Annotated in this window: 7 protein-coding genes; 2 read left to right on the plus strand and 5 right to left on the minus strand. The window is 71.4% G+C overall.

Features of this window, described 5'->3' with window-relative positions:
- Positions 1-24: 24 nt before the first annotated feature.
- The 3 genes from ALI22I_RS17450 to ALI22I_RS17460 are packed head-to-tail and all read right to left on the minus strand — an operon-like array spanning position 25 to position 4,385.
- A complete protein-coding gene (locus ALI22I_RS17450) occupies positions 25-954 on the minus strand; it encodes an NAD(P)/FAD-dependent oxidoreductase (protein WP_077006575.1) in 930 nt (309 codons plus the stop codon).
- Between the two features lie 15 nt (positions 955-969).
- Positions 970-2,703, minus strand: a complete 1,734-nt coding sequence (locus ALI22I_RS17455) for an ABC transporter ATP-binding protein (RefSeq protein WP_077006714.1) — start codon at positions 2,701-2,703, stop codon at positions 970-972.
- Positions 2,700-4,385, minus strand: coding sequence for an ABC transporter ATP-binding protein (locus ALI22I_RS17460; RefSeq protein ID WP_077006576.1), 1,686 nt, complete (start codon positions 4,383-4,385; stop codon positions 2,700-2,702). The genes ALI22I_RS17455 and ALI22I_RS17460 overlap by 4 nt, the downstream gene beginning before the upstream one ends.
- Before the next feature lie 93 nt (positions 4,386-4,478).
- Here ALI22I_RS17460 and ALI22I_RS17465 point away from each other — a divergent pair, with 93 nt between their 5' ends.
- Positions 4,479-9,785, plus strand: coding sequence for a non-ribosomal peptide synthetase (locus tag ALI22I_RS17465; RefSeq protein ID WP_143532263.1), 5,307 nt, complete (start codon positions 4,479-4,481; stop codon positions 9,783-9,785).
- 252 nt (positions 9,786-10,037) lie between these two features.
- Positions 10,038-10,253, plus strand: a complete 216-nt coding sequence (locus ALI22I_RS17470) for a hypothetical protein (protein WP_077006578.1) — start codon at positions 10,038-10,040, stop codon at positions 10,251-10,253.
- A gap of 371 nt (positions 10,254-10,624) precedes the next feature.
- Here the strand turns inward: ALI22I_RS17470 and ALI22I_RS47775 are convergent, their stop codons facing one another.
- Together ALI22I_RS47775 and ALI22I_RS17480 are read right to left on the minus strand one after the other, a co-directional pair.
- Entirely contained in the window at positions 10,625-11,074 is a 450-nt protein-coding gene (locus ALI22I_RS47775) for a peptidoglycan-binding domain-containing protein (RefSeq protein WP_083751793.1), read from the minus strand.
- 383 nt (positions 11,075-11,457) lie between these two features.
- Positions 11,458-11,925 carry a transposase gene (locus tag ALI22I_RS17480; RefSeq protein WP_083751794.1) on the minus strand — a complete coding sequence of 156 codons (468 nt, stop codon included), beginning with the start codon at positions 11,923-11,925 and terminating at the stop codon, positions 11,458-11,460.
- Positions 11,926-11,930 lie beyond the last annotated feature (5 nt).

Below are 11,930 nucleotides of genomic sequence, written 5' to 3' on the forward strand. Positions count from 1 at the left end.
GGAAACCACTCACGACCAGGAGGATCAGCCGGGGATCGGCACGTTCACGGACGAGCGGAACAGGTCCTGCTCCAGCCAGATCGCGGCCTTCGCGCCGTCCGCCGCCGCAGTGATCACGAACGGCGTCGGACCCACCAGTTCGGCCAGTCGCGCGGTGTCGCCCGCGGCGTAGACGCCCGCCACCGTGGTCTGCTGCATGGCGTTGACCCGAACGCAGCCGTCCGGCAGCAGCTCGCAGCCCAGTGACGCGGCGAGGTCGGAGCGCTGCCGCGACACCGGCCGGTGGAAGACCGCGCCGCGCTCCAGTGGTGCGCCGTCGGCGAAGTGGACGGTCAGCGCGTCCTGCACGCCGTCGACGCGGGTGACGGGTTCCTCGCGCACCTCGATCTTGTGGTCGGCCAACGCGGCGCGCAGTTCCTCGGATACCTCCAGCGGGCCGTTCGCGCACAGCACGACGTCGTCGCTGAACCGGTCCGCCACGTACAGCGCCAGCATCGCGTGCGAGAAGTCGCCGCCCAGCACCGCGAGCGGCTTGCCCGCCGTCTCGAAGCCGTGGCAGAACGGGCAGTGGTACACACCGCGCCCGAACTGCTCGGCGACCCCCTCGACCTCGGGCAGCACGTCGGCTTGGCCGCTCGCCAGCAGCAGCCGCCGGGCGTGCTCGCTTGATCCGCCCGCCAGTTCGACGGTGAAGTCGTCCGCGGCTCCGGTCACCGCCACGACCAGGTCCTCACGGATCTCGACGGTCGAGTAGCGCGACAGCTCCTCGCGACCCAGCCGCCTGAGCTCGGCGGGCGGGAAGCCGTCGCGGGAGAGGAACATGTGCATCTCCTCCGCCGGCTCGTTGCGGTAGGTGCCGCTGTCGACCACCAGCACGCGCCTGCGTTGCCTGCCCAGGGTCAGCGCGGCGTTGAGGCCCGCGGGCCCACCACCGACGACGATCACATCGAACACGGTTCGTCCTCTCGTTTACTTCTGCCCTGCGGCGATGCGCCAGCCGCGGGCGTTTTCCCTCTGGGTCACGAAGTCGGCGTACCGGCCACCGCGCTCCAGCAACTCCTCGTGCGTGCCTGCGTCCGCGACACGACCGCCGTCGAGCACGACGATCCGGTCCGCGTTGCGCACGGTGCTGAGTCGGTGCGCGATCACGAGCAGGGTCCGTCCTCGCGCGAGCGTCGCCAGCGCGGTCGTCACGGCCGCCTCGTTCTCCGCGTCCAACGCTGCCGTGGCCTCGTCCAGCAGCACGATCGGGGCGTCCTTGAGCAGTGCGCGCGCGATCGCCACGCGCTGCCGCTCGCCGCCGGACAGTCGTGTTCCGCCTTCCCCGACCCGGGTCTGCCATCCGTCCGGCAGACGGCGCACGATCTCGGTGACACCGGCCAGCCGCGCGGCCTCGCGCACCTCCTCCTCGGTTGCGTCGGGCCGGCCGAGGCGGATGTTGTCCTCCAGGGTCGTGTCGAACAGGTAGGTGTCCTGGAACACGGGCGCGATGAGGCCGAGCAGGTCGGCCGTGCGCAACTCGCGGACGTCCGCGCCGCCCACCCGCACCGAGCCGGAGTCGACGTCGAAGAACCGCGCCACCAGGCGGACCACCGTGCTCTTGCCCGCGCCCGAGGCCCCGACGAGCGCCGTGGTTGTGCCGGGCGCGACGGTGAAGGTCACGTCGTCGAGCACCGGTCGGTCGTCGTAGCCGAAGCGGACCCGGTCGAACTCGATCGAGGGTGGGCCGACGGGCGCCGAGCGCTCGGGTTCCGGCAGCGCCCGCGCGGCGAACACCGCCTCGACGCGATCCAGCGAGCCAGAGGCCATGCGCAGTGCCGCGCCCAGTTCGGCCGCGCTGAGCAGCGGTTCGGTGAACCGGACCGCGAGCACCAGCGCCACCACGACCGCGGGCAGGTCCACGTCCGCGCCGGCCGCGAGCGCCGCGCCGAGCACCAGCAGCGCGGTGAACGCCGTCTGCACCGCCAGGACGAAGCCTGCGAGTCCGGGCAACGCCGTGCGCAGCATGCGCCGTGCCGCGTTGCGCGCGGCGACCAGCGCGTCGTCGAGGAGGGCGAACCCGTGCGCGGAGCGGCCGAACGCCCGCAGCACCGGCTGGTTACGGGCGAACTCGACGACCTGACCGCCCGCTTCGGCGCCGGCCGCGTCTGCGGCGTGGTCGGTGCGCTGCACCAGCCTTCCGGTCCAGCGGTGGGCCGCGATCACGACGGGTGCGGCGACGAGCGCGCCGACCGCGATCCGCCAGTCGACGAACAGCAGCACGACGACAACGGTCGCTGGCGTGACCACCGCGTGCGCGAGCGGATCGAGCAGGTGCCCCGGCACGCCCATGACGCTCATGACGTTCTGCGTGGCGACGCGGCCGAGCGAGCCGACCCGCGTGGTGGTGAACCAGCCCAGCGGCAGCGTGACGACGTGGTCGCCGAGCCGCTCGTGCAGCACGCCGCCGAGCGCGTATCCCGCCCGCCTACCCGACACGACCCCTCGGCTGTGCAGCAGCGCGTACGCGCCGACGGCGACGGCGAGCACCGCGAGCCATGGCCACGCCCGCTGCGGCTCGCCTTCGACAAGCGCCCGCAGAACCGGGAGCAGCACGCCGAACGCCACGCCCTGCACGGCGGCGGCCGCACCGAGGCACCACACGGCACGGCGCAGCTGCGTGGCCTGCCCCGGACCCATCAATGACAGCAACCGGCGGATCACGCGTGCACCGCCCACAGTGCCGCGTACCTGCCACCGGCCGCGAGCAACTCGGTGTGCTTGCCCCGTTCCATGACAACTCCTCCGTCCAGCACGACGATCTGGTCCGCGTCGACCACCGTGGACAGTCGGTGCGCGATCACCAGCACGGTCCGGCCATCGGCCAGTTCGCTGATCGCTTCCTGGATCGCGGCCTCCGATTCGGCGTCGGCGAACGCCGTCGCCTCGTCGAGCACCAGCACCGGGGTGTCGGCGAGCAGCGCCCGCGCGATCGACACGCGCTGTTCCTCACCACCGGAGAGCCGCACGTCGTCACCGAGAACCGTGAGATAGCCGTCGGGCAGCTCGCTGATCCGGTCGTGGATCCGCGCGGCGCGTGCCACCCGGACGACCTCGTCGAAGTCGGCGTCCGGCCGGGCGAGACGGATGTTGTCCAGCACGGTGGTGCGCAGCAGGCGCACGTCCTGCAGCACGAAGCCGATCCAGCGGTAGAGCTGCGCGCTGGGCAGGTCGCGGATGTCCACGCCGTTGATCCGCACCGCCCCTTCCGTCACGTCGTCGAACCTCGCCACGAGCGCGGCCAGCGTCGACTTGCCCGATCCCGACGGCCCGACGAGTGCGGTGACGGTGCCCGGTTCGAGCACCAGGTCGATGCCGTGCAGCACCTCGGCGTCGTCGTCGTAGCGGAACCGGACCGAGTCCAGCTCCACGCGGGCCGGGCCGAGCGGCACCTCCGGCGCGTGCGCGGGCTCGGGCAGCGGCGGCGTCGCGAGCAGGTCCTCGATCCGGCCCGTCGCGGCCCGGCCCGCCCGCAGGTCCTGGACGCTGTAGCTGATCGCCAGCGCGGGTGCGCTCAAGCCGATGCCCAGCACGACGAACGGGATCAGGTCGACGGGCGTGAGCAGACCGGCGCCGATGAGCGCGGTGCCCGCGGTCAGCACGACGAGCAGCGACACCAGCGGCGCCTGGGCGAGCTGGCTGCGGGTGAGCGACGGCGTCACCTGCTCCGCCCACCCGGTCACGAACTCGCCGTAGGAGCGTGCGGCGTCGCGGAACCGCCGGTGCGCCTTGCCCGTCTGGCCGAACGCCTTCACCACCGCGATCCCGTGCACGAACTCCACCACGGCGTTGTCCAGCCGCTGGGTCGCCTGGTGGTACTCCGCCATGCGCGCGGTCACGTCGCGCATGGCGCGGGCGTGCAGCAGCAGCCCCGCGCCCAGCGGCAACAGGGTGATCACCGTCATCAGCGGGTCGATCGCGAGCAGGTAGAGCATCGAGGCCACCGGCACGACGACAGCGGTGACGAGGTCGAGCAGCGAGTGCGCCACCAGGTGGTGCAGCGCCGCGACGTCGTCGTGGACCGCTCGCTTCACCGCGCCTGAACCCCGCGCGGAGAACCAGCCGAGCGGCAGTCGGCCGAGATGGGCGGCGAGCTTGCGGCGCAGGTGCAGCTGCAGGTCGTTGTCCGCGAGGTGGGTGAGCGTCGTGGCGGCAGTGAGCAGGACCACCCGGACGGGGAGCGCGGCGACGCCGAGCATCACGTGATGCCACCACGGGCCACCACTGAGCAGTGCTCGACCGACCTCGGCCACGGCGACGAAGGGGACGACACCTGCCAGCGCGGCCAGCGCCTGACAGGCGATTCCAGTGATCAACCGGCCGCGCACCGGCCGTATCAGGATCATGTCGCCCAGCCTAGTTGACAATAGTTATCAATGTCGACAAGGGTGAAGGGACGCCCGATCGGGTGAGGAAGTTCTTCACGTTCTGGAGTTGTGATGCTCTCCGTTGAGGCGCTGGTCCGGGAATCCGTTGCCGATCTGGTCGGTCTGCCGCCGCAGGAGGTCGACCTCACCCGGCGGTTCGCCGAGCTGGGTGTGGAGTCACTGGAGGCGCTGCGGTTGCGCAGGCTGGTGGCGACGCGCACGGGTGTCGAGCTCCCGCTGACGTGCTTCCTGGGCGACCGCCCGGCGTACGACGTCGTCGCCGAGCTCGCGAACACCCCGGCGGGGGTCCGGCAGGCCGCCGTCGAGATCCCGTCCGTGACGGCGGGGGAACCGGTGCCGCTCACCCCTGTGCAGGCGGCTTACTGGGCCGGCCGCGGTGCCGACTTCGCGCTCGGCGGCGTGGCGACGTTCTGGTACCACGAGTACGACCTCGCCCCCGGCGTCGACTTGGACGCGCTGGAAGCGGCCTGGAACCGGCTCGTCGCGCACCACCCCATGCTGCGCACCACCATCGGCAGGGACGGCAGGCAGCGGGAGTCGGCCTCGATCCCGCCCTACCGGATCGGCCGAACCGAGCTGCGCGACGTCGCCGACGCGGACCGGCTCAGGGAGGAACGCTCGCACCAGGTGCGTCCCGCGCACGAGTGGCCGTTGTTCGACCTGCACGCCGCGTTGCTCCCGGACGGCCGAATCCGGCTGTTCGTCGGGTTCGACGTGCTGGTGCTGGACTTCGCGAGCTGGCGACTGCTGATGCGGCAGTGGGGGGAACTCCTCGCTGACGCAACCGCCCAGCTGCCCACCTCGTCCGCGGAATTCCTCGACATCGTGGCCCACCGCGAGGTGGATCCCGCGTACCGCGAGCGGCGGGCCCGCGACCGCTCCCACTGGCTCGCCAAGCTGGACGAGTTCCCGGACGGGCCGCGGCTGCCGGTCGTCGAGCTCACCGGCGCGCCGCGGTTCGGCAGGCGCTCCCACCGGCTCACCGCCCAGGAGTGGGCGAACCTGCGCACGCGTGCGGCCGAGCACGGGGTCAGCCCGACCGCGGTGTTGCTCGCCGCATACGGCCTCGTGCTGTCCCGGTGGGGCGCCGGTGGCCGGTTCGGTCTCAACGCGACACTGTTCGACCGACCCGAGGACGTGCCCGGCGTCGAGCACGTCGTCGGCGACTTCACCACCACGGCGCTGGTCGGGATGCCCGGGCTGGACCCGCTGGGCTGGTCGGGTTTCGCGTCGTTCGCCAAGCAGGTCAACGTCGAGCTGTGGACGGCCATCGACCACCGCGCGTTCGCGGGGGTCGAGGTCCTGCGCGAACTCGCCGCGCGGCGAGGTGACGTGCTCGCCGCGGGCACTTACCCGGTTGTGTTCACCTCCGGCGTGGGCATCGGCGACGGCGCACCGCCCGCCGCCTGGCTCGGCACCGAGGTCTTCGGCGTCTCCCAGACGCCCCAGGTGCTGCTCGACCACCTCGTCTGGGAGGAGGACGGCACGCTCCGGCTGGTGTGGGACGCGGTCGAGGCGGCGTTCCCCGCCGGTTTCCTCGACGGCTTGGCCGAAGCGCAGTGCACGCTGCTGCGCTCGCTCGCCCGCGACCCGTCGCTGTGGACGGCGGTCGACCTCGGCTGGGATCCCTCCTTCGCGCGTGGAGAACCGCTGGACGTGACGCCGTTCGGCGACTGCGGTCCGCTGCTGGACGCGCCGGTGCGGCAGGCGGCGACGCGCGTGCCGACCGCGCCCGCGCTGCTGTCCGCCGCCGGCGCGGTCACCCACGCCGAGCTCGCCGACCGCGCCCGTGTACTCGGCGAGCACCTGGCCGCGTCCGGCGTAGGGGTGGGGGACTTGGTGCTGGTCGCCTTGCCCAAGAGCCCGGCGCAGCTGGTCGCAGTGCTCGGCGTGCACCGCTGCGGCGCCGGTTACGTACCGGTGGACCCGAGCTGGCCCGCCACCCGCGTCGAGGCGGTCTGCGAGCGTGCCGGGATCAGGCACGCCGTGGTGGCGGCAGGGCACCGTCCGGCACTGCCTGACGACATCCAGGTGTCCGAAGTAGACGACCGGGGCGCGCCCACGGTGCTCGCGACCGGCGCGGCCCAGCCCGGCACTGTCGGGCCCGGCACTGTCGGGCCCGGCGCGCCGGACCCCGCGGACTTGGCCTACGTCATCTTCACGTCGGGCTCCACCGGTGTGCCGAAGGGCGTGGCCATCGAGCACCGCCAGGCACGCACGACCGTGGACGACGTCACCGACCGGTTCGCGATCACCGGCGAGGACCGGGTGCTCGCGTTGTCCGCGCTGAGCTTCGACCTCTCCGTCTACGACGTCTTCGGCGTGCTCGGCACCGGTGGCGCGGTGGTGGTGCCCGACTCCGCACGGCAGCGCGACCCCCAGCACTGGTGCGAGCTGGTCGGCACGCACCGGGTGACCGTGTGGAACACCGCGCCCGCACTGCTGGAGATCCTCGTCGAGTACGCCGAAGCGGATCCGGTCGCCGCCGCGCAGCTGTCGTCGCTGCGCCTCGCGATGCTCTCGGGCGACTGGATTCCGGTGAGCCTGCCCGACCGGTTGCGCGCACTGGTGCCCGGCGTCGAGGTGATGAGCCTCGGCGGCGCGACCGAGGCGTCGATCTGGTCCATCACGTTCCCGATCGGGGAGGTCGACCCGGACTGGCCGAGCATCCCGTACGGCCGGGCGCTGCGCGACCAGAGCTTCCACGTGCTGGACGACGAGGGACGGCCCTGCCCCGTCGGCGAGCCGGGTGAGCTGTTCATCGGCGGTGCCGGCGTGGCGCGGGGCTACCTCGGCGACGAGGCGCAGACCGCCGCGCGGTTCGCCGTCCACCCGGTGCTCGGCGATCGGCTCTACCGGACCGGCGACCTCGGCAAGTGGCGCTACGACGGCACCATCCAGTTCCTGGGCCGCACCGATCGCCAGGTCAAGGTGAAGGGCCACCGCATCGAGCTCGGTGACGTCGAGTCGGCGCTCGACCGCCTACCTGAGGTCCGCCAGGCGGTCGCCGCGGCGGTGCCGGGCCCGGACGACCGGCCGCGCCTGATCGCCCACGTGGCGCTGGCGGCGCCGCTGGCGAACGCCGACCGCGTGCTGGCCGAGGCACTGGGCAAGCGACTGCCGGACTACATGGTCCCGTCGAGGTTCGTGTGGCACGACGCCCTGCCCGTCACCGAGAACGGGAAGGTGGACCACAAGGCACTGCCCAACCCCTTCCGGTCCGCGCCACGGCAGACGCCGTCGCCGTCGGCACTCGTCCATCCGATCGAAGCCGTGCTGCGGGAGGTGCTCGGCCCGGAGGCCGACTTCTCCGCCGGACTGATCGCCTCCGGTGCGACGTCCTTGGACGCGGTGCGCATCGCCAACGCCGTCGAGGACATGACCGGCGTCCGGCCGTCGTTCCGCGACCTGGCCGCTCACTCCTCGATCGACGCACTGGTGCGCTCGTTGTCCGCACCGGCCGCCCGCCCTGCCGAACTCCAGCCCGCCGCGCCGGTCTCACCCGCGCTGGTCTCACCTGCGCCGGTCGGCCCGTTCCCGGTGCCGGACGCGGCGCTGCACCTCGCGGACGCGCTCACCGAGGCCGCGCGCTGGTTGCGCGAGCTGCACGGCTGGGCACGGCAGACCCGTCCGGAGGTTCCGGCCGCCACACCGGGACCGTTCCATCTCACCGAGATGCAGCTCGCTTACCTGGTGGGGCGAGCCGACACGTGGCTCGGTGACGCCGTGGCACCGCACTACTACACCGAGGTCGATGTGGACGACCTCGACGTCGACCGGCTCGCGGACGCGCTGCGGACCGTCGTGACCCGGCATCCGATGCTGCGCGCGACCGTGACTCCCGAGACGCTGCAACAGGTGCACGGCGAGGTGCCCGCTCCCCGGATCGACGTGCTCGACCTGCGTGCGCACGACGAGACGAGCCGGGAACGAACGTTGCTGCGGCTGCGGGAGGAGCGCTCGCACCGGGTGCTCGACCCGGCCCGGTGCCCGATGCTGCACGTGGCGGCGAGCAGGTTGACCGAGCACACCTGGCGTGTCCACTTCGGGCTGGATCTGCTCTTCTGCGACGCGCAGAGCGCGGTCCTGCTCGCGCAGGAGTTGATGACGGCCTACCGCGATCCGGCGGGGTTGCCCGCCGCACCGGCCGTGACGTTCGAGCAGTGGGTCACGTCGCGGCGCCCCGCCGCCGAGCGGGCACTCCAGTACTGGCGCAGTGCCGCGGCGGAGATGGCCGACGGCCCCGCGCTACCCGCCCTTCCGCCGGGCCCCGGTGCGGTGCGGTTCACCCGCCGTCGCGCCGTCCTGGACGAGCGCGCCTGGACGGCGTTGCGCCGGCACGCCCGCGCCCGCGGCGTGACCCCGGCCGGGCTGCTCGTCACCGCGTTCGGGGACGTCCTGCGCGCGGGCGGCGGTGGCGACCGGTTCACCCTGGTGATGACGGCGTTCGACCGGCCCGCCGAGCACGTGGGCGTCATCGGCGACTACACCTCGACGTTGCTGCTGGACGTGCGTGCCGGCGCGGGCTCGTTCGCCGACCGCGCGCAGGCACTTCAACAGCGGCTCTGGACTGACCTGGATCACAGCGCCGGTGTGCACGGCAACGAGGTGCTGCGCGAGCTCGCCACCCACAGGGGTGGACAGGTTCTGCTGCCCGCGGTGTTCTCGAGCGGGCTGGGCAGCACGACGGCGGACGCCTCGGAGCTGCTGGCCGGCTTCGGCCGCACCGCCTACGCGATCAGCCAGACCCCGCACGTGCTGCTGGACTGCCAGGTCTTCGAGCAGGACGGCACTCTGCGGATCAACTGGGACTGCGTGGACGCCGCCTTCCCCGACGGCTACCTGGACCGTCTCTTCACCGCCTACCTCGACCTGGCGACCACGCTCGTGGAGCCGGCGGCGTGGGAGACGGTCGATCCGGCGGGCTTGGCCGCCCGCGCGCTGACCGCACGTGCCCCGGTGCCGCGCCGGCCAGCGCCCGCACGGATCGCGCAGCACGGTGACCCGGCGTTGGAAGCCTCGGTGGCGGAGGTGCTCGGCGGGCTGCTGGACGTGCCCGCACAGCGGCTGGACCGGACGCGGACGTTCTTCGAACTGGGCGCCACCTCGCTGCTGCTGGTCAAGGCGCATCGCGAGCTGCGCGCGACCTGTGCGCCCGCGTTGACCGTGCTCGACCTGTTCGCCCATCCGTCGATCCGCGCACTGGCCGCCCACCTCAGTGGCAGGGATGCCGTGAAGCCCTCCGGGGAATCCGCTGCGGAATCGGCTGTGGACCCGATCGTGCTCGCGGCCCGTCACCGGGGCCGCAGGCGTGCCGGTCGGGTGGCCCTTCGACCGACAGGAGGCGCGAAGCCGTAATTCGCCCGTTGGTGGTGACGATCGACTGTTCCCTCGACTTCGCGCCGGACTCCGTGTCCTGGACTCTGGACAACGCCGAGTTCGAGGAGCCGATGAGCTCCGAAATCCGACAGCGAGTCGAGGAGTTGGCCCAGGAGCTGGACACTGAGGGACCTGCCCTCGACCGCGATGAGATCGGACCGATCTGTGCCACGCGCGTGACCGCCGAGAGGCCGGGAACCGCATGTGTCGGGTTCAGGCGGGCCAGCGGGCGTGGAGGTCGTCGATCCGGTGCGGGTGCACGTGGCACCAGCGGCCATCGACTACTCCGGTGACCCGAACTTCAGCGTGGGCACGTTCGACGGTGGCACGAACAAGGCCAACGGGTTCCTCAAGTTCGACTCGCTCTCCGAAGGCGTCCACGAATCAACGCTCGTGCTCGGGTGCCGCTTCCCCCTGTTCCTCCGGCGAGCCCGGCGGAATTCTTGAAGTCGATGCTCGATGCCGCGCTGCGGCGAGCGCGTGAGACCCTGGTCCAGCGAGGCGTCACCCGACAGCCCGACCAACAACTGGAAGTCGTCGCACGCCTCTGACCTCAAGGCAAGGACGGTGCCCGCTGTCGGGTCTGTCGACGTTGTGCCTGCTAAGAGGCTGTCCACTGTGGATGGTTCGCGTGGTGGACTGAGTGACTAACTGAGTGACAAGCGGTGCGCACCCGCGCGGACGTCGGTGGACGTCGGGGGGATTGTTCGCGCTGGTCAAAGTCCTGTTCGGCCGTGGTGGAAACCCGCTGGAAAGCGTCGCAGGGGCAAGATGTGCCGCCCGCTAACGGTCGCGACTAGGGCGTGCCCGATCCGGTACTACGCGTACCTGAAGTAGCGGCAACCCAACGGGCCATCGTTGTTGAAGGCCATCCAGTACATGGCCCCGCGGGTCTTCGGCCCGAAGATCCCGTCCGCAGTGACATTGATGCGCTTCTGCACGGCGATCAGCGCGGTCCGCGTATTCGGCCCGAACTGTCCGTCGATGGTGATACCGGCGCCGTAGCAGGAGTTCAATCCGCGCTGCATGGCTTTGACACCTGCGCCGGAGCTGCCTTCGGACAGGTGGCAATCACCCGGGGACCAGGAAGCACCACCGCTGACGCCGGGAACGACTGCACGCGCGGTGCTGGTGTCGCTATCAATCGTCACCGCGCTGGTGCAGGTGGCTGCCGCGTTGGCAGGAGCGGCAGTCAGCGTGGCCAACCCAGCGCCCAGCACCGCCACAGAAACGGCCGAACCAAACCAGCGAGCCTTGAACTTGCCCATTCACACTCCTTGGTGATGATGAAATCGCGCATGGATACCCGCGCCGGAACCAGGCGACCGCCCGGCCGCAGGACGGCGGTCGCGGTCGCGCCGCGCTCGTCGGAGTGGATGCTCTCCAGGAGCGGTCCGTAAAACCGTGCCGAGACAATCCAAGTCGGCCGCGTTCATCAGGACCTGTGGATCTACCTTCCTCACCGTCGGACATGCCCATCCTCCGGCACCTCGACGTCGCTCGCCTTCCACGCCAACAGAAACAGGTGTCCACTACCCCGAGCAGGTATCCGTGCCGCAGTGCCGCAGCTGATCACAGGGTAGGAGAATGACGACTCTGCCGATTTCCGGTGAACACCCGACAGCCTGTGGGACTCTGTTGCCCAATTCGGCTATGCGGCGAGGTCGAGCCTGGCGAGGTGGCTGGTGCTTCGCTGGTCGGTTGATTTGCCGCTCCACCATGCGTCCAGGCGGATCAGGTTGAGGGCGGTGGCGGTGAAGACGTGGGCGAGGCGAGTCTTGGGCAGCCCGATGTAGCGGCTGCGGCGGATCCCGGTGACGGCGGCCGTCTGGTGGATGGTGCCTTCGACACCGGATCGGGTGGCGTAGCGCTGTTTCCACTCGTCGGTCGCCTGTTCGGTCCGGGCGTGCTCGACCGCCTCGGGGATGTCTCGTGTGCGCAGCATCAACTGGCGTCCGGACCGGGCGGATCGAGTGCATTGTGGACGGACGGGGCATGATTGGCAGGCGGTGACAGGAAAACGGACCACGATCGAATCCCGGCCGCGTTCGGAACACTCCGACCAGATCGTGTTCCGCGCTCCCTGAGGGCGGACGACCCGGCGTTGGTCCCAGTCGATGGTGA

Source organism: Saccharothrix sp. ALI-22-I, from assembly GCF_001984175.1.
GTDB lineage: Bacteria > Actinomycetota > Actinomycetes > Mycobacteriales > Pseudonocardiaceae > Actinosynnema.